Annotated in this window: 18 protein-coding genes and 1 tRNA gene; 15 read left to right on the forward strand and 4 right to left on the reverse strand. The window is 36.3% G+C overall.

Annotated elements, in window-relative coordinates:
- Positions 1 to 34: 34 nt before the first annotated feature.
- From SOP96_RS02330 to SOP96_RS02345, 4 genes are read left to right on the forward strand one after another with little or no spacing between them, the layout of a single operon-like run.
- The gene (locus SOP96_RS02330) at positions 35 to 682 is read left to right on the forward strand and encodes an O-methyltransferase (protein WP_326319618.1); all 648 of its coding nucleotides are present in this window, start codon (positions 35 to 37) and stop codon (positions 680 to 682) included.
- A gap of 60 nt (positions 683 to 742) precedes the next feature.
- Positions 743 to 1459 (forward strand): C40 family peptidase, encoded by a 717-nt coding sequence (locus SOP96_RS02335; protein WP_326319619.1) that lies wholly within the window; start codon positions 743 to 745, stop codon positions 1457 to 1459.
- A 17-nt stretch (positions 1460 to 1476) separates the two neighbouring features.
- Positions 1477 to 1944: a DUF1648 domain-containing protein gene (locus SOP96_RS02340; RefSeq protein ID WP_326319620.1), complete on the forward strand. Its 468-nt coding sequence runs from the start codon at positions 1477 to 1479 to the stop codon at positions 1942 to 1944.
- A gap of 11 nt (positions 1945 to 1955) precedes the next feature.
- Complete coding sequence (locus tag SOP96_RS02345) at positions 1956 to 3185, forward strand: 3-deoxy-D-manno-octulosonic acid transferase (RefSeq protein WP_326319621.1); 1230 nt, start codon at positions 1956 to 1958, stop codon at positions 3183 to 3185.
- Here SOP96_RS02345 and SOP96_RS02350 read toward each other — a convergent pair.
- The 3 genes from SOP96_RS02350 to SOP96_RS02360 are packed head-to-tail and all read right to left on the reverse strand — an operon-like array spanning position 3177 to position 5555.
- Complete coding sequence (locus SOP96_RS02350) at positions 3177 to 3803, reverse strand: deoxyuridine 5'-triphosphate nucleotidohydrolase (RefSeq protein WP_326319622.1); 627 nt, start codon at positions 3801 to 3803, stop codon at positions 3177 to 3179. The two genes, SOP96_RS02345 and SOP96_RS02350, sit on opposite strands and share 9 nt — an antisense overlap.
- A gap of 9 nt (positions 3804 to 3812) precedes the next feature.
- Positions 3813 to 4571, reverse strand: a complete 759-nt coding sequence (locus SOP96_RS02355) for a glycosyltransferase family 2 protein (protein WP_326319623.1) — start codon at positions 4569 to 4571, stop codon at positions 3813 to 3815.
- Positions 4572 to 4583: 12 nt separating this feature from the next.
- On the reverse strand, positions 4584 to 5555 hold the full coding sequence (locus SOP96_RS02360) for an acyltransferase family protein (protein WP_326319624.1): 972 nt from the start codon (positions 5553 to 5555) through the stop codon (positions 4584 to 4586).
- A 154-nt stretch (positions 5556 to 5709) separates the two neighbouring features.
- Between SOP96_RS02360 and SOP96_RS02365 the strand changes: the two genes are divergently transcribed.
- From SOP96_RS02365 to SOP96_RS02415, 11 genes are all read left to right on the forward strand, one after another.
- The gene (locus SOP96_RS02365) at positions 5710 to 6189 is read left to right on the forward strand and encodes a lipocalin-like domain-containing protein (protein ID WP_326319625.1); all 480 of its coding nucleotides are present in this window, start codon (positions 5710 to 5712) and stop codon (positions 6187 to 6189) included.
- Between the two features lie 185 nt (positions 6190 to 6374).
- Positions 6375 to 9803 carry a leucine--tRNA ligase gene (locus SOP96_RS02370; protein ID WP_326319626.1) on the forward strand — a complete coding sequence of 1143 codons (3429 nt, stop codon included), beginning with the start codon at positions 6375 to 6377 and terminating at the stop codon, positions 9801 to 9803.
- A gap of 240 nt (positions 9804 to 10043) precedes the next feature.
- Positions 10044 to 10907, forward strand: coding sequence for a MotA/TolQ/ExbB proton channel family protein (locus SOP96_RS02375; protein ID WP_326319627.1), 864 nt, complete (start codon positions 10044 to 10046; stop codon positions 10905 to 10907).
- Positions 10908 to 10972: 65 nt separating this feature from the next.
- The gene (locus SOP96_RS02380; protein WP_326319628.1) at positions 10973 to 11581 is read left to right on the forward strand and encodes an ExbD/TolR family protein; all 609 of its coding nucleotides are present in this window, start codon (positions 10973 to 10975) and stop codon (positions 11579 to 11581) included.
- Between the two features lie 12 nt (positions 11582 to 11593).
- Positions 11594 to 12166, forward strand: a complete 573-nt coding sequence (locus SOP96_RS02385) for an ExbD/TolR family protein (protein ID WP_326319629.1) — start codon at positions 11594 to 11596, stop codon at positions 12164 to 12166.
- A gap of 24 nt (positions 12167 to 12190) precedes the next feature.
- On the forward strand, positions 12191 to 13036 hold the full coding sequence (locus tag SOP96_RS02390; RefSeq protein ID WP_326319630.1) for an energy transducer TonB: 846 nt from the start codon (positions 12191 to 12193) through the stop codon (positions 13034 to 13036).
- 71 nt (positions 13037 to 13107) lie between these two features.
- Positions 13108 to 13305: a C4-dicarboxylate ABC transporter gene (locus SOP96_RS02395; protein WP_411911973.1), complete on the forward strand. Its 198-nt coding sequence runs from the start codon at positions 13108 to 13110 to the stop codon at positions 13303 to 13305.
- Complete coding sequence (locus tag SOP96_RS02400; protein WP_326319631.1) at positions 13295 to 14167, forward strand: PstS family phosphate ABC transporter substrate-binding protein; 873 nt, start codon at positions 13295 to 13297, stop codon at positions 14165 to 14167. The genes SOP96_RS02395 and SOP96_RS02400 overlap by 11 nt, the downstream gene beginning before the upstream one ends.
- 94 nt (positions 14168 to 14261) lie before the next feature.
- Positions 14262 to 15911, forward strand: a complete 1650-nt coding sequence (locus SOP96_RS02405; RefSeq protein ID WP_326319632.1) for a tetratricopeptide repeat protein — start codon at positions 14262 to 14264, stop codon at positions 15909 to 15911.
- 76 nt (positions 15912 to 15987) lie between these two features.
- Positions 15988 to 16707 carry a bacillithiol biosynthesis deacetylase BshB1 gene (gene bshB1 / locus SOP96_RS02410; protein WP_326319633.1) on the forward strand — a complete coding sequence of 240 codons (720 nt, stop codon included), beginning with the start codon at positions 15988 to 15990 and terminating at the stop codon, positions 16705 to 16707.
- A gap of 35 nt (positions 16708 to 16742) precedes the next feature.
- Positions 16743 to 16818 (forward strand) — tRNA-His (locus SOP96_RS02415).
- A gap of 209 nt (positions 16819 to 17027) precedes the next feature.
- Here SOP96_RS02415 and SOP96_RS02420 read toward each other — a convergent pair.
- On the reverse strand, positions 17028 to 17963 hold the full coding sequence (locus SOP96_RS02420) for a glycerophosphodiester phosphodiesterase family protein (protein WP_326319634.1): 936 nt from the start codon (positions 17961 to 17963) through the stop codon (positions 17028 to 17030).
- Positions 17964 to 17976 lie beyond the last annotated feature (13 nt).

Here is a 17976-nt window from a genome sequence, read left to right on the forward strand (position 1 = left end):
TATTTAAGTAAATTTGAATTACAAAATTTGTAGAATGAGCTTTTTTGAAGAAAAGAACCCGGAAATGGACCGATACCTGGAAAACCATGCTTCGTCCGAACCTGAAATCCTGAAAAAGCTGAGAAAGGAAACTTACCAGAAAACAACTCAGCCGCACATGATTTCGGGATACCAGCAGGGAAGATTGCTTACGATCATTTCCCAGATGATGAAGCCGCAAAATATCCTTGAAATAGGAACTTTCACAGGGTACGCTACACTCTGTCTTGCAGCCGGGCTTGCAGAAAACGGAAAAATTACTACACTTGATGTAAATGAAGATCTGGCGTATCTTCCGAAAAAATATTTTGCAGAGAGCGGACATTCTTCAAAAATTGATTTCAAAATTCAGGATGCAAAAGAATTTTTAAAAGAAACCGATCAATTTTTCGATCTTGTTTTTATTGATGCAGACAAGGAAAATTATGCCGAATATTTCAGGCTGATTAAGCCTCATACAAAATCCGGATCCGTAGTAATGTTCGACAATGTACTCTGGTACGGTAAGGTGCTTGAAGAAAACCCGAAGCAGAAGTCTACGCAGGTTATCAAAGAACTTAATGATCTCATCGCAAAAGATGATGATTTTGAAAATCTAATTTTACCTTTGCGCGATGGTGTCAATTTTTTACGCAGAAAATAGAATAAGGCTAAATACAAGATTGAAATTCATCACGATTTTCAATCTAAACTTTTATAAAATATGAATAAAGGAATTTGTATTGTAACAGTGGCACCAGTTCGTGCAGAAAGTTCGGACAAAGCTGAAATTGTTACGGAAATCCTGTTTGGCGAAAGCGCCGATATCCTCGAAGTGAATAAAAACTGGACCCTCATAAAAATGCATTATGACGGATATGAAGGCTGGATGGATACCAAACAGCTGAGGCCTGTAACGGAGGAAGAACTCGCTGCCAGAAAAGTAACCGTTGTCACCGAAGATTTCTCTTCCGTAATGATGAATGACGGAAAAACGCTGCTTTCCATGGGTTCTGAGGTAGAATTTCCGGTTGTGGCATCCAGAAGAAGCCATAATGTGCGGGAAAGTATTGCTTTAACGGCTAAAGAATTTCTTAATGTTCCGTATTTGTGGGGCGGTAAAAGTTTTTTCGCAGTAGACTGTTCAGGATTTACACAACTGGTGTTTAAAGTTCACAATATAAAATTGCCGAGAGATACTTCGCAGCAGGTGGGGGTGGGAGAGTCTTTAACCTTTGTTGAAGAAAGCCAGCCCGGAGATCTTGCCTTTTTTGAAAATCCTGAAGGCAAAATTGTTCATGTAGGAATTATGCTGGATAACCAGAAAATCATTCATGCTTCCGGAAAAGTAAGAATCGATACGCTGGATTCTACCGGTATTTTCAATAAGGAAATGAATAAACATACTCATAAACTGCGGGTAATTAAAAGCATTTTGTAATTGTAAAATGAATTGAAATGGAAAATATTCTGTTGCTGATTTTTGATGTTTTAAATTTCGGACTGCTTGTTTTTCTATGGTGGTTCAGCATTAAAAATTATAAAGCATTACCGGAGACCATTCCCACTCATTTTGATTTTGAGGGAAAGCCAGATAGTTTCGGAAATAAAAAATATTTTTATTTCATGCCTGCTATACTAACGCTTATCTTTTTTTTATTTGGCTTTCTGGTAAGAAGCCCTGATTCAGCCAATTATCCTGTGCCAATTAGCGAAGAAAATGAAAATGCCCAGTTTCTCATTATGGGAGTTTTCATGAGGTGGCTTTTGTTTTTATTAGCTCTGATTTTTTTAAACAGCCAGGATTATGTGCTGAGATATTCATTCAACAACAGTACAAAGCCGAGAGTAGCATTTTCTACATTGCTGCTTTCAATCATCGGAAGTTTGGTTGTTCTGTTCATTTTTGTGGGAGTTTTTAAATAAAATATAATTCAATGGTTTTTTTTTATAACATATTCATCAGCTTAATGGTTTTCGGAATGAAGATCTTTTCGTTATTTAATGATAAAGCGAAAAAAGGTGTTCTCGGCAGAAAAGAATCTTTACAAAAAATACAATCAGGCTTTACTGCAAAAGATAAAGTCATCTGGATGCATGCAGCCAGCCTTGGAGAATATGAGCAGGGACTTCCTGTTTTAGAAAAGCTGAAAGAAAAGTTTCCGGATCATAAAATCCTTATCACCTTCTTTTCACCTTCAGGATATGAAAATGTTGTAAAAAGGAGCAATATTGCAGACGTTATCTGTTATCTCCCATTTGATAAAAAGGCTCAAATAAAAGAATTTGTCTCTTATCTAAATATTGATTTGTTTTTTACCGTTAAATATGAGTATTGGTATAATCTTCTGGAAGAACTTAAACAAAAAGGCACAAAAATTTATGTGATTTCTGCACTTTTTTACGATACACAATCATTTTTTACTTCTCATGGAAAGTGGTTTGTACAACAGCTTCAGAAAAATGTTGACTGGTTTTTTCACCAGACAGAAATGTCTTACGCACTGGCGAAAAGTATTGGCCTTATACAATCTTCCGTAACAGGAGATACCCGTTTTGACCGTGTAAAGCAATTGCGAAACCAGGATAATCATGTTGAATTTATTAAAGATTTTATCGGGAGGGATAAAGCGGTTGTTTTCGGCAGTTCATGGCAAGCTGAAGAAAAAGTAGCCGAAGAAGTCTTGTTGGGAACTCCTTATGCAAAACTGATTATTGCGCCACATGATCTCAAAAGAGTTCAGCACCTGAAACAGATTTTTCCCGACGCTATTCTCTATAGCACGATTAAGGAAAAAGAAAGAAATTTTAAATCACGGGTTTTGATCATCGACAGTATCGGATTGCTTTCAAAATTGTATTCTTATGCAGATATTGCAGTGGTGGGAGGGGGCTTTCATCATGCCGGACTGCACAATATTCTTGAAGCTGCTACTTTCGGTGTGCCTGTAATTTTCGGAAATCACTACCGAAAAAACCCGGAAGCAGATGAACTGGTTTCTGCAGATGGCGGAAAATCATTTGAAAAAACCGGTTTGGCAGCAGATTTTGTTATGTTCCTCATCAATAATGAAGAAATACTTTGCAGAATGTCTGAAAATGCCAAAAAATTCGTTGCAGAAAAACCGGAGTCGACAGCTTTGATTGTTGAAAAAATCTTATCGTAAGAATCCCTGGCTTTTAATTTCTTTGATAATAACATCAAAGTTTTGGGGAATTTTATCGCTCATAAGCCAGTTCAGATTTATTCCGTTGTTGATGAAAAGTTTTGAAAGATGATGATTCTGAAGAATTTTTCCCTTCAATTCATCTAAATATTCATCAATTTCCATCCAGTAGTCTACGTCCAGTTTTCTGGTAAGGAGCAAAGCTTTTACGGTTTTGTTAATGACGTACAGGTAAAGTTTGTACACGTTATCAAACCTCTGTCTGCCAAGCTCTTCATTGTAGTTAAGAATTTTGTTAATCAGCAATATAGTAAGTGATACTTCTCCGAATTTATCCGTTGTGATTTTAACGTGTTCTGTAATTTCTGCGCTTATTTTCCGGACAATACTTAAAAAATACTTTTGATTGCTGATGTATTTTGAAGCCAGTACCACTTTTTCTTCAACAATTTCTTCCATAGCATCCCGCTTATTGTCTGTAGTTTCAGGATCAATCAATTCGAAATATAATTTTTTAGACAGCAGCTTATCTTTTTTTAATAACCTGAAAATAAGGCGGTCTTTTTCTACAGAAGAAAAATTGCTGATGGCCGCTTCGAATTCTTTTGAATATTCCATTTTTTAAATTTAATTAAAAAATTTCGAATATTTAAAAAAACCGTTTAATGCCCAATTGGCAGTATAATACAAAGATTTGACTGTTGAAAACCCCATGAAATCTTTATATACCAGATATTGATCTTTAATGATATTTTTTTTCTTCCGGGAAACACTGTTCTGGCGCATTCTGTATTTTGCCAAGGTTTTCTGTAAAGGATAGCCTTTCGGAATTTCTTTTAAAAGATTCAGCCACATCACATGATCTTCACGTTTGCTTTTTATAGGAAAATAAAATTTTCCTGCCCTTTTTGTATCGTACATGGTTGATACGGGAGCCAGTCGGCAGGTTTTTAGCAAATTAGAGAAAGTCACAATTCTATCTGCATGAAAATCTTTCAGCACAGGTTGCATGGTATGCTCATCACATCTTGCATAATTGCAGTAAACGAGTTCTGCTTTATACTTCTGCATGTGATTAATCATTGTTTCAAGATATTCCGGAACCCAAAGATCATCGGAATCGAGAAACGCAATATATCTTCCATTGGCTCTTTCAAGGCTTTTATTCCGGGCGTTGCCGGCACCGCCATTCTGCTCCAGAACCTGAAGCTGTATTCGAGGATCATTATATTTCTGTATAATTTTAACAGTATTGTCCCGGGAAAGATCATCGGTAATCAGCCATTCCCAGTTTTCGTAAGTCTGGTCCAGTACACATTGTATGGTTTCCTCAATAAATTCTTCTGAATTGTATGAGGGTGTGATAATGGAAACGAGTTCTTTCATTTGTGTAGATAATTATAAAAATTTTTTTTCAAAAAAATGCCATGAACAAATCCCTACTACAACGACGATAAACATACAAACTGCTGCCATTACATAAGGATTGTAATCCTGGAAAAATCCTAAGGTGGTAAAAACCCGGATGATGGGAAAGTGAAAAATATAAATTCCGTATGTAAAATCTCCATATTTTCCAAAATTATTCAGGAACGAAAAAGAATAGGCAATATACAGTATGATAATGCCGATCATCATGGGAGAGAATAATTTAAAATTAAAAATAAGATCAATCCAGACTGTGATCATAGCAATAACAAAAAGTATGTTTTTATGTTTTATAAAGTAATCGAAATTAAAATAAATCAACATTCCCGGGATGAAATAAGATAATGATCCAGGTAGCTGCTTTGCTGCTGACATCTTGTTTAGAGATTCAAAATAATTGAGATAGAGAAGGGAAAGAAAATAAAGAATAATCAGAATGGTATTTCTATACTTATTGTTTTTTCCGAACAACAGAAAAAGCATCGGGACAGAGAAATAATAACACATTTCCACTTTTAATGTCCAAAGCGCTCCGTTTACTGCTTGATTTCCAAATACTCCCGGCAGCCACGGCGCTTTAAAATTCAGAAACAAAGAATTCCAGAAAAGATATTTATAAACCTGCGGATTGCTGAAATACTCTGCCAGGGAGTAGGTGCTTACCAGGCTCAGCAAAATGGTACAAAGAAAAACGACCAGCAAATAAGCAGGAACAATTCTCCTGATCCTTTTTTCCAGATAGCTTTTTAAACTCGAAGACCGCTCGTAGCTGCGTGCAATAAGGAAGCCGCTTACCACGAAAAAACCGAAAACTGCTATTTCAATAGGACTGTGCTGAAGGATTGCCAGCTCTTTAGAAACGCTTAATGTTCCAAGATGCCCCACGAAAACAATGAAGGCGAGAAGAACGCGGATGAAGTCGAAATTATTTTTCGTTATCATTTGTGTTGTTTTGTGCAAAAATAGCTTTTTCCTACAATATAGATACTTCTAAGCCTTAATATTTTTAAAATAATTAAGTTTATAATAATTTTTAATAAAAAACTATAAAATAAATCAAAAAAATTATAATTTTAGCACTTGAAAAATTTGATACATGAAGAAATTAGCATTACTATTTGCAGGTTTATCATTATTCGTAGCGACAGGATGTAATAACGACGACGATGACAACACAATGGAATATCCTATCGAAGGAACCTGGCAGCCTATGAAAGTGGTTGTTACCAGCGTTCCGGTTGGGGGTACTCCTGTTTCAGACGGGATTTCTTTTGATACCGACTGTCAGAAGACATCAAGATGGGTTTTTGCTGCTACAGGTTCAGGAAAAAGAACCGAGATGGGAGACGGAACTACACCGGGAACCTGCCAGCCAACTTTCGACAGAAACTTTACCTACACCTACGACAAAGACAGTAAAGCTATTCAGTTAAAATATCAGGGAATCGTGGAGCCGGATAAAGGAAGTGTGGTTACCCTTAACGAAACTACTTTAAACATTAAGTTTGAAGATACTTCAGACCCTACTGAATACCAGTCAATGACCTATACCTTAAAGAGAATTCCTCAGCAATAAAGGCTTCTCTTCATTAAAAAGCTCAAGATCTCATCTTTGGATGAGATTTTTTGTTTTTATTATATTTATTTAAAATTAAATTCTATTTCTTCTAAAATCATTATTTTTGTGAATCTTGATTTTTAGAGATAAGAAAATTTAATCTAAAATATCTAAGTCTAACATCTAATATCTAATTACGAAAAGTGTTTTACGATCATCAGCAGATAGAAAAAAAGTGGCAGAAATACTGGGAAGAAAATCAAACCTATAAAACTTCCGACAGCACTGATAAACCTAAATTTTACGTTCTCGATATGTTTCCGTATCCATCGGGCGCCGGACTTCACGTAGGGCATCCTCTCGGATATATTGCATCGGATATTTATGCAAGGTATAAAAGACACCAGGGATTTAATGTGCTGCATCCGGTAGGCTACGATAGCTTCGGGCTTCCTGCTGAACAGTATGCAATCCAAACAGGGCAGCATCCTGCCGTAACGACTGCACAGAATATCACCAGATACGAAGAGCAGCTTAAAAAAATAGGCTTTTCTTTCGATTGGAGCAGGGAAGTAAGAACTTCAGATCCGTCTTATTATAAATGGACCCAGTGGATTTTCATTGAACTGTTTCACTCCTGGTATAATAAAAATACAGATAAGGCAGAACCGATTTCCACTTTGATCAAGCATTTTGAAAATAAGGGAACTGAGGATTTAAATGCCAATCAAACCGAAGAACTTCATTTCACGGCAGAAGAGTGGAATACGGCTTCTGAAATGGATAAGCAAGATATTCTTTTAAATTACCGTTTGGCGTACAGAGCAGAAACTACCGTAAACTGGTGTCCCGCTTTAGGAACCGTATTGGCAAACGATGAGGTTAAAGATGGAAAATCCGAAAGAGGAGGCTTTCCTGTGTTTCAAAAGAAAATGATGCAATGGAGCATGAGAATTTCTGCATATTCTGAGAGATTACTGCAGGGACTGAAAGGCCTTGACTGGCCGCAGCCGCTGAAAGATTCCCAGGAATACTGGATCGGAAAATCCCAGGGAGCTCAGGTGAGTTTTGAAATCCTCACCCCAACCCTCTCCAAGGGAGAGGGAGCCGACAGCTTTGAAAATAAAAAGCCCGGTTATTTAACGGGAGGCCAAAATTCTAAAGTTTTGTTACAGCATGCCAAAAATATGCGCCATAAAGCAACGGAGGCTGAAGATATGCTTTGGGAGATGCTTAGGAATAGAAAGCTTGAAAGCAAATTTAGAAGACAACATTTAATAAAAGATTATATTGTTGATTTTGTCAGTCTCGAAAATAAATTAGTAATTGAAGTAGATGGAGTTTATCATTCTGAACGAGAACAGATTGAATATGATACTTTGAGAACTCAGTATCTTAATTCCTTCGGTTATGATGTTTTACGATTCTCGAATGAGGAAGTTGTTAACAATATTGAACGTGTAGCAGAAGAAATAAAGCAAAAATTAGAAGAATATAAACGACAATATTCAGAGTCTGAGAAGTCCCTCTCCTCTGGAGAGGGATTTAGGGAGAGGATAAAAGTATTCACCACGAGACCAGACACTATTTTCGGGGCAACCTTTATGGTGCTGGCTCCGGAAAATCCTTTAGTAGAAACCATCACTACTCCGGAACAAAAAGCGGAAGTTGATCGCTATATTGAAGAAACGTCCAAGAAAACGGAAAGAGACCGTATGGCGGAAGTGAAAAATGTTTCAGGTGCTTTCACGGGAAGTTATGCGATGAACCCGTTCAGTAACGAAAAAATGCCGGTCTACATTTCAGATTATGTTTTGATGGGCTACGGAACAGGGGCTGTTATGGCAGTTCCTGCTCACGATGAACGCGACCACAGATTTGCCAAGAAATTTAATTTAGCAATAAAAAAGGTTGTGGAAACTGATGAAGATGTTCAGGAGAAATCTTTCGATTCTAAAGATTCCGTTTGTGTAAACTCAGATTTTTTAAATGGATTGAGATATGACGAAGCAAAAGCGCTGATTATTTCCGCTATCGAAAAAAGAGGAATCGGGCACGGTACCACGAACTACAGACAGCGCGATGCCATTTTCTCCAGACAAAGATATTGGGGCGAACCGGTTCCTATATATTATAAGGATGGAATGCCGTACACTTTGCCGACTTCTGCGCTGCCTTTGGAACTTCCTGAAGTTGAAAAATATTTACCGACAGAGGATGGAGATCCGCCATTAGGAAATGCAAAAACTTTTGCGTGGGACGAGGCGAATCAGAAAGTAGTTGATACAAATCTCATCGACGATAAAACAGTTTTCCCTTTAGAATTATCTACGATGCCGGGTTGGGCAGGAAGCTCATGGTATTTTTTACGATATATGGATCCGCATGATGAAAATGTTTTCGTTAAAAAAGACCTTGCAGAATATTGGGGACAGGTTGATCTGTATATCGGAGGAAGCGAGCATGCTACCGGACATTTATTGTACTCACGTTTCTGGAATATGTTTTTAAAGGACAGAGAATACATCAATCATAGTGAGCCTTTCCAAAAGCTGATCAATCAGGGGATGATTTTGGGGATGAGTGCGTTTGTGTATAGATTTAATTACATGTCGACTAGTGAATCTTTTTCCAAACCTTTATTTGTTTCAAAGAGTATTGTTGAAAAAATTAACGAAGGAGAAAATTCAAAATTAATTTTCGATACTGTTTTGAAAAATTTTGGTTTAAATGATAACAGTAAAGTTATTTTGGCTAAAGAAAGTTTTCAACCAATCCACGTAGACGTTTCTTTATTAAAAGGGACGTCAGACGAATTAGATACAGAAGCTTTTAAATCATGGAGGCCAGATTTTGCTGATGCGGAATTTATTTTTGAGAGCGGTAAAAGCTCCCTCTCCTTTGGAGAGGGTTGGGGTGAGGAAAAATTCATTACAGAACGTGAAGTAGAAAAAATGTCCAAGTCAAAATACAATGTCGTAAATCCTGATGATATCTGTGAAGAGTACGGAGCAGACGGCTTAAGATTGTATGAAATGTTTTTAGGGCCACTGGAGCAATCCAAGCCTTGGAATACACAAGGGTTGAGCGGAGTATACGGTTTTCTTAAAAAATTCTGGAATTTGTATTTTAATGGCGAAGTTTTTGAAGTGTCAGAAGAGGAACCGACAAAAGCCGAATATAAAGTGTTGCATACCTTAATAAAGAAGGTCGTGTACGATATTGAAAACTTCTCTTTCAATACCTCTGTATCTTCATTTATGATTGCAGTGAACGAACTGCAAAAAATAAAATGCAATAAACGCAATATTTTGGAACCTTTGTCCGTTATCATTTCTCCGTATGCACCACACATTTGTGAGGAACTTTGGAGTCTGCTCGGTCATACAGCTTCAATAGAATTTGAGAAATTCCCTGTATTGAATGAGGATTATCTAGTAGAAGATGAGATTGAATACCCAATCAGTATTAATGGAAAAACAAAGCATAAATTGGCATTGTCCGCACAGCTTTCAGCGAAAGAAGTTGAAGAATCGGTAATGCAGGATGAAAAAGTACAGCAGTTTCTGGAAGGGAAAACACCAAAGAAAATTATTGTGGTGCCGGGAAGAATTGTGAACATTGTAATTTAAATAAAAATTAACATTGGTAAATTAAAAAAAATGAGGGCTGATATTTTTTAACTTTTTAATGTAATGGTTAAATTTAAAGATTATTGCCAAAAAAAGAGAAAATAATTATAATATCGAAATCGTATTAAATTTTTATTATCAAAAAAAACAGAAATGTTTATTTGAGACTCTTGCATTTTAATTAATTTTGCCTTTAATTTACACCCTGTAAAATTTTAAAACAATATAATTTAGTTAAATATGGAAATGAATGTTTCAAAAAATGATGAGCAAGTAGTTGCTAGAAAAGCGGGAGGTTTAAACCCAGCTGTTATTATTCCTATTATCTTAGCTATAGGAATTTGTATTTATTTATTCGTCTTGGGTAGCCCTGGGAATTTTAAAGATGCTGAAAAATTAGGTTCAGGATCTGTAGCATTTTCAGATATTGATGGAAAAGACATTCACCCAGATTCTTTCTTAGGTATTATCTACAAAGGAGGAGTTATCGTACCAATCCTGATTACTTTCATGCTTACCGTAATCGTGTTCTCAATTGAAAGAGCTTTAGTATTAGGAAGAGCAGCAGGAAAAGGAAATTTGGATAACTTCGTAATTCAGGTAAGAAGCTTATTGAACCAAAACAAAATTGATGAAGCTTTAGAAGAGTGCGACAGACAGCAAGGTTCTGTTGGAAATGTAGTAAAAGAAGGTCTTACTACTTACAAAGCTTTATCTCACGATACTACGCTTAACAAAGAGCAGAAAATGGTAGCGCTTAACAAAGCAATCGAAGAAGCTACTACTCTTGAGATGCCAATGCTAGAGAAAAACATGATGATCCTTTCTACCTTGGGTACTGTTGCAACATTAGTAGCACTTTTAGGTACAGTAATCGGGATGATTAAGGCATTCTTCGCATTAGGATCAGGAGGTGGTACTCCGGATGCAGCTGCTCTTTCTACAGGTATCTCCGAGGCCTTGATTAATACAGCTTTAGGTATCGGTACTTCAGCAATCGCAATCATCCTTTATAACTTCTTTACTTCTAAAATCGACGGGTTAACTTATAAGATCGACGAGATCTCAATGAGTATCCAACAGTCTTTCGCTGAATTCAACTAAGAATTTTTTTCAGCAATGATTGGTAATGAAGTAAAAAGAAGTCTAATTAAAAATTATTAATAATAATGGCGAGAGTCAAACCAAAAAGACATGGAGTAGTGACGGATATGACGGCAATGTGTGACGTTGCGTTCCTATTGCTTACATTCTTTATCTTGACCACTCAGTTTAAAAAACCTGACGTGGAGCAGATCAAACCGCCATCTTCAATATCAGAGAAGTTACTTCCTGATGCAAGCTTGATGACCATCAATGCTACACCAGACGGGAAATTCTATTTCCAGCCCGTAGAAAATGCAAAAGAGAGATTAGAGCTTTTGGAAAATATGGGTAAAAAGTACGGTGTGACTTTTGATAACAAAGAAAAAGCTGCATTCCAGAGAGTACAGGCTATCGGGGTTCCTATGAACCAGCTGAAAAGCTATCTTGATTTGCCAGATGACGCACAGAAAAATTTCAAGAGTCCTACAGGGATTCCTATGGATAGTACAAATAAGCAATTGGTAGACTGGGTAGAAGCAAGTCTTGCCGTTAATCCTGATTATAAATTGGCGATTAAAGGAGACGTTACTACAGAATATCCTAAAGTGAAAAGCTTATTTGAGGGTTTAAGAGATATCGATTTTCTTAAATTTTGGTTGATTACATCTCAAGAAGGTAAACCTAACGAATAATATCGATTAGAAATGGCAGAAGTACAAGTACAGGAAAAAGGCGCCAAAGGCGGCAAGGTACGTTCCAAGAAACAAAGTACCAGAGTCGATATGACTCCGATGGTGGACTTGGGTTTTCTATTGATTACCTTCTTTATGTTCACAACCACATTCTCTAAACCGAATGTGATGGATTTGGGTCTTCCGGCAAAACCGAAAGATGAAACAAAAAAACCACCTCCAACAGAAATTAAACTTTCGAACTCTATCTCTTTATTATTAGGTAAAGATAATAAGATTTTCTGGCATCAGCAGGATAATACATCACTGACAGACCAGAATCTTAATGAAACTACTTACGACAGAGAAGGAATCAGAAAAGTAATTGAGCAGGCAAAAGCAAATGCAGCTGATAAATCCAAATTTACCGTGATTATCAAGCCAACTGACGATGCTGTATATAAAAACTTTGTAGATATTCTTGACGAAATGGCAATTACCAAAAGCGAGCAGTACGGGGTAACCGATCTTAAACCTTGGGAAAAAGCTATCTACGACAAAAAGGTTGGGAATTCCGGAGCCGCAGCAGCGCCGGCTACTAAGTAATTTAAACCATAAAATTGTAAATCTATGGCAAATGAAAATGTATACGATCCGAATCTTACTTTAGATGAGATTGTATTTGAAAATAGAAACAAGGAATATGGTGCATACGATTTAAGACATCAGTATCCTAGGCTTCTGACAAAATCTTTTATCGTTGGAACAGCAATATTCCTGGTTGCGGCATTGTCTCCTTTTATTTATCTTACCATTAAAAGATTAACTGAACCGCCAAAACAAGAAGTTAAGGCAGATCTAGTAGAAATTCTTCAGGAAGATAAGATTATTGAGCAGCCGAAAGAAGAAGAACCACCTCCGCCACCTCCGCCACCAAAAGAGGAGGAGAAAATTGAGATTATTCAGAATGTGGTTCCGGAGCCTGTAAAAGCTCCGAAAATTGAAACGCCGCCGCCGCCAATTTCTAAACAGTTAGAAACAACGACAGGTCTGGTAAATCAGGAAGGGGTAAAAGCTCCGGCTTATACACCACCGCCGCCGCCGCCATCAACGGGAACAAAAACTTCAACAGCTGAAGTTAAACCTCAGGTTAATCAAAATCAGGTTTACACAGAGGTAGAACAGACTGCTGAATTCCCTGGGGGAATCAATGCCTTCAGAAATAAAGTGGCTAGTAACTTTGACGGATCTGCAATGAATGGAGATGAAGGTACAGTAAAAGCTGAGGTAACATTCGTTGTAGAAAGAGACGGAAGTATTACTGATGTAAAGGCAAACGGATCCAATCCAGACTTTAATGCCGAAGCAATCAGAACAATTAAGTCTATTAAAAATAAATGGACTCCTGCTAAAATCAACGGACAGTCTGTGCGTTATAGATTCAGATTACCTCTGACTATGAATTTTGAAGGATAATTTATCTTTAAATAATAATTAAAAAAGAGAAGCTTATGCTTCTCTTTTTATTTTTTTTGTATTTTTGTTATATGATGTTCAATTGGTTATCCCTGGTCACGGGATTATTTTATATCGTCTTAGGAATTGTAGTAATACTTTACAAATTCTTCTTCACTGTTCTGGAACCCGGAGTAGCATATGCATTAGGAGTATTGCTGATTTTATACGGTATTTTCAGAATTTACAGAGCGATTTCAAAAATAAAAAATGTAAATAATGAGAAGTAGTATTAAAACCATAATGCTATCTTTTCTTAGTATAATAGCTGTTGGTTGTAAAAAAGAAGAAAAATCGCCTTCCTATAACAAAGGGGAAATGACCATTCTTACCGACGAATCATTTAAAAGTATTACGGAAGCTTTGGCAGAAGGGTACATGATTAACTACCCTGAAACAAAAATAAAGGTCGTAACTAAAAAAGAAGATCTTGGTTTCATTGACCTTCTGAATGACAAAGCAAGAATTGTGGTAATGTCCAGGGATTTGTCACCCGAAGAAATTAAAACCTATGAAGAACAGGTAGACCTCAAATTTTTACCATCCAAATTTGCCGCTGATGCGGTGGTTTTTGTTGTTCCTAAAGAATCTCCGAGAGAAAGCATTTCAATGGAAGAAATTCAGCAGGGAATGCTCTCTGAGTATAAAAGTTTTATTTTCGACGGAGCCAATTCCAGCAATCTCAATTTTGTTGCCCAAAAACTTAAAAAGCAACCCAAACAATTAAAATTCTCTGTTATTTCAGGGAACAAAAATATTATTGAAGAATTAAGCAAATACCCCGGTAAAATCGGAGTTATCGGTCTGAATACTTTTAGCCGCCCGTATGATAAGGAATCAGAACAATTAAGAAGTATGGTAAAAATACTTCCCGTTGAATACAAAGGAAGACTATACAATGCAGATTTTGAAAACCTTCGCAAAATGAATTATCCTTTTACAAGAGTTTTGTATTTTTTAACAAATGAAGGGAATTTTAATATTGCCAATGGTTTTATTAGATTTTCCTGCACGCAGCTTGGGCAATTGATTGTACAAAAGGAAGGGTTGCAGCCTTATAATCTGTACAGGAGGGAAGTACAGATGCGTTAAAATATATTAAATTAACACGTTAGCCAAAAATAAATCCTTATTTTGGTCTGAAAATTGTGTACAATATAAATCGAATTAGATTAGAAAATATAAAATGAGAGATATAATGATTATGAATGTAAAGAAGATTGCTTTTGGAGCAGCAGTGGTATTTTTTACCAATTTTTCGTTTGCACAAACCGTACAGGACGGAATTAACAGTATGGACAGCGATAAATACGCTCAGGCAAAAGCTAATTTCACCAATATGATTTCAGCAGATCCTACTGCCGAAAATTATTTTTACTTAGGAAATACATACTTAAAACAGGGAGAACCTGATTTTGCTGCAGCAACCGAAAATTTTAATAAAGGACTTGCTGCTGACAAAAAGAGTTATCTTAATAAAATCGGTTTAGCAACTGTTAAACTGGGGAAAGGAGATAAAAATGCTATTGCAGAAATTCAGAGTATTGTTTCTGATTCCAGAGAAAAAGATGCAGAAGTATTATTCAGAGCAGCAGAAGCCTTAACTTTGTTTGAAAAAAATAATTCTCCGGACTTAGCAATTCAATACCTGAACAAAGCAATTGAAAGAGCATCCAGAAAAGATGTTCCCGCACATTATTACTATACATTAGGAGACGCATACAGGCTAAAAAGAATGCCTGGTGATGCCATGACGGCCTACGATAAAGCACTTCCTTTAGCTAAAAATAAAGCGTCGGTTTATACAAGAATCGGAACATTATGGATGGCTGCACAGCAATGGCAGCAAGCTAAAACAAGCATCGATAAAGCTATCGCTACGGATCCGACTTATGCTCCTGCGTACAAAGCTTTGGCTGCCTATGACATAAGATATCAGCAAAATGCAAAAGCAACACAAGATCTTATTAACTATACAAAATATGCAGATGAAGATCCTTACACACAATTGGAAATTGCAAAGCTTTATTTTACCAATGAAGATTATGCAAACTCTAAACAGGTTTTAGATAAGATTTTTGATAAAATTAATGATCCTATTAAATTTAAATTAAGAGCTTATCAATTATACGCAGACGGGAAATATGCCGAGGCAAAACAAAATATAGATACTTTTGTTGCACAGGCTGATAAATCAAGAGTGCAGCCTGCAGATCAGGGATTAATGGGATTAATTGCTGCCGGATTAGCAAAAACTGAAACTGATCCTGCTAAAAAAACGGCATTAACGACGGAAGCTCAGCAAAAAATTGCTATCGCAAAAGCTGCGAAGGATGAAACATTAAAATGGGATATGGAATTGGTAAAAATTTCCGGAGGAGGAGTTTCTCAGGGTGATATTGATGCCGGACCAACAAATCCTATTATTGAAGGGCTAAAACAAAAAGTTGCAGCTAATTCTCAGGACTCTGATTCTTTGTTTAAGCTAGCAACTGCATACCAGGAAGCAAAAAATTGGAATGGGGCTATTCAAACATGGCAAAAAATGAATTTACTTCTGCCTGAATGGGCTCCTGGTTATTACAGCTTAGGATATTCTTATCAGCAGGCCGGCAACAATGATGCGGCAAAAGTTGCCTATGAAAAATTCATCAGCACAGTAAAACCTGCTGATCAGGAGGCAAATAAGCAGACCCTTGCTTACGCTTATTTTGCAGTGGCTTATATGAGTAAAGATTCTGATCTTGCAAAAGCTAAAGATTATGTAGCAAAATCCGTTCAGCTGGATCCTACATATCAGGATGCTGTTAAACTGAATGAAGAAATTAATAAATAATTATATTCTTAAATAATTTTAAGCTTCCCAATCGCAATGTTTGGGAAGTTTTTATTTAAATGATATCTTTGAAAATATGAAAACAGATATATTAGCTTTTGGTGCTCACCCTGATGATGTAGAATTAGGCTGTGGAGGAACCCTTGTTAAAATGGTTTCGGAAGGTAAGGTTTGTGCCATTGTTGATTTAACCAGAGGAGAACTTGGAACACGGGGGACTGAAGAAACGAGAAAAGCAGAAGCTATGGATTCTGCAAAAATTTTAGGCGTTGTTGCAAGAGAAAATCTGGGAATGAAAGATGGCTTTCTCGAAAATTCTGAAGAATACCAAATGAGGATCGTTAAAATGATCCGTAAATACAGACCGGAAATTGTTTTGGCAAATGCAATTGACGACAGGCATCCGGATCATGCAAAAGGAGCAAAATTAGTATCTGATGCCTGTTTTTTGGCAGGATTAAGAAAGATTGAAACGGTTTTGGAAGGAGAAAATCAGGAAGTCTGGAGACCAAAGCATGTGTTCCATTATATACAGTGGAAAAATATAGAGCCTGAATTTGTAATTGATATTTCAAAGCATCTTGATAAAAAAATAGAAGCATGTATGTCTTTTAAAACACAGTTTTATGATCCTACTTCCAAAGAGCCGGAAACACCTATTACCTCAAAAGATTTTTATGAAAGCTTAACGTATCGTGCTCAGGATTTAGGAAGACTTTCGGGAGTGACTTATGCTGAGGGATTTACGTCTGAGAAGCTGATTGCGCTGAAAAATTTTGACGGAATTGTTTGGTAATTAAAAAATCTTTCCTATATTTGCACTCACAAAACGGTGATTGTAGCTCAGTTGGTTAGAGCGTCGGATTGTGGTTCCGAAGGTCGTGGGTTCGAGACCCATCATTCACCCAAAATACAGTATCCTGCTTAATATATTAAGCAGGATTTTTTTATAAAATTATTATATTATAGATTACTTTTTCTATTTTCTAATTATGTTCCAAAAATAACAAGTACAGTGCTAAGGTGAATTTTAAATCTGATATTTACATCGGAATATATATTTTATACAACTGTCATATTATCTTCTGTCTGAGAATCTTTAATATTGAAAATAATTTAGTTTTCGTACTTCATATTTTTGGATTTTAAAAACTGTATCAACTTTTCAGGACGATCAGTCTGGATAATACTGGCCCCTTTGCGAATCGCCCATCCCCAATGTTGTTCAGGGTCTTCTTCTGCAAGATCGTCATCATGCCCTGCACATAATTCTGCCCATAATGTATTGATCCAGATAACAGAATTTTTTTCTTTAATAAATTTGAGCAGCTCATCGGCTTTTTGGGTATCATCTTTTATAATCACTTCATAAGCAGTGGGATGGAATAAATTTGAGAAATCATTAACATATTTCTTAGGATCGATCACCTCTTCTCTTTTGTAAATGCTATAATCTTCTGGCCACACCATAGGCATATAAATAATATTATCTAATTTGTTCCCTATCTCTTTTTTCAAGATTTCTGCTTTTTTGTTTCCTTTTAAAATAATTTGATCGCGGGTTCCGGTTTTGTTTAGCAATTCAATGGTTTCATCAAGATAGTCCCAAGCTTTGTCAAGATTAAGCATAATTCTTTTTCCTTTAATGAAATTGAGCATTTCTTCTAAGCTGGGAACTTTTTCCCGTGTTTTCATACCGGCACCGTTTTTCAAATTAAGAGTTTGAATTTTTGAAAAACTGGTCTCAGAAATCAATCCTTTTCCATTAGTGGTACGATCTAAAGTTTTGTCATGCATAATAATCAATTTTCCATCTTGGGTTCTCTGAATGTCTACTTCCACGATGTCTACTCCCATTTCTATGCAACTTTTTACTGCTTTAATGGAGTTTTCGGGATAATTGCGCCAATCTCCTCGGTGTGCAACAACTAATACTTTATTTTTTGGAATTTCTTGTTTGAAATAGTTGGATTGTGCAGAAAAAAACGATGAGAATAATACAACCAAAAGAGTGATTGTATGATTAAAGAATTTAAGTTTTATGTAATTCATTTTGCTTTAAGTT

This window comes from Chryseobacterium salviniae (assembly GCF_035819015.1).
GTDB classification, from domain to species: domain Bacteria; phylum Bacteroidota; class Bacteroidia; order Flavobacteriales; family Weeksellaceae; genus Chryseobacterium; species Chryseobacterium salviniae.

Excerpts from the sequence above, each read along its gene's own strand:
- SOP96_RS02395 (WP_411911973.1), top strand. The coding sequence starts at position 13,108 with ATGATGTTCAATTGGTTATCCCTGGTCACGGGATTATTTTATATCGTC.
- SOP96_RS02345 (WP_326319621.1), top strand. The coding sequence starts at position 1,956 with ATGGTTTTTTTTTATAACATATTCATCAGCTTAATGGTTTTCGGAATG.
- SOP96_RS02420 (WP_326319634.1), bottom strand. The coding sequence starts at position 17,963 with ATGAATTACATAAAACTTAAATTCTTTAATCATACAATCACTCTTTTG.
- SOP96_RS02390 (WP_326319630.1), top strand. The coding sequence starts at position 12,191 with ATGGCAAATGAAAATGTATACGATCCGAATCTTACTTTAGATGAGATT.
- SOP96_RS02335 (WP_326319619.1), top strand. The coding sequence starts at position 743 with ATGAATAAAGGAATTTGTATTGTAACAGTGGCACCAGTTCGTGCAGAA.
- SOP96_RS02385 (WP_326319629.1), top strand. The coding sequence starts at position 11,594 with ATGGCAGAAGTACAAGTACAGGAAAAAGGCGCCAAAGGCGGCAAGGTA.
- SOP96_RS02360 (WP_326319624.1), bottom strand. The coding sequence starts at position 5,555 with ATGATAACGAAAAATAATTTCGACTTCATCCGCGTTCTTCTCGCCTTC.
- SOP96_RS02350 (WP_326319622.1), bottom strand. The coding sequence starts at position 3,803 with ATGGAATATTCAAAAGAATTCGAAGCGGCCATCAGCAATTTTTCTTCT.
- SOP96_RS02405 (WP_326319632.1), top strand. The coding sequence starts at position 14,262 with ATGAGAGATATAATGATTATGAATGTAAAGAAGATTGCTTTTGGAGCA.
- SOP96_RS02375 (WP_326319627.1), top strand. The coding sequence starts at position 10,044 with ATGGAAATGAATGTTTCAAAAAATGATGAGCAAGTAGTTGCTAGAAAA.
- bshB1 (WP_326319633.1), top strand. The coding sequence starts at position 15,988 with ATGAAAACAGATATATTAGCTTTTGGTGCTCACCCTGATGATGTAGAA.
- SOP96_RS02340 (WP_326319620.1), top strand. The coding sequence starts at position 1,477 with ATGGAAAATATTCTGTTGCTGATTTTTGATGTTTTAAATTTCGGACTG.
- SOP96_RS02330 (WP_326319618.1), top strand. The coding sequence starts at position 35 with ATGAGCTTTTTTGAAGAAAAGAACCCGGAAATGGACCGATACCTGGAA.
- SOP96_RS02365 (WP_326319625.1), top strand. The coding sequence starts at position 5,710 with ATGAAGAAATTAGCATTACTATTTGCAGGTTTATCATTATTCGTAGCG.
- SOP96_RS02355 (WP_326319623.1), bottom strand. The coding sequence starts at position 4,571 with ATGAAAGAACTCGTTTCCATTATCACACCCTCATACAATTCAGAAGAA.
- SOP96_RS02400 (WP_326319631.1), top strand. The coding sequence starts at position 13,295 with ATGAGAAGTAGTATTAAAACCATAATGCTATCTTTTCTTAGTATAATA.
- SOP96_RS02380 (WP_326319628.1), top strand. The coding sequence starts at position 10,973 with ATGGCGAGAGTCAAACCAAAAAGACATGGAGTAGTGACGGATATGACG.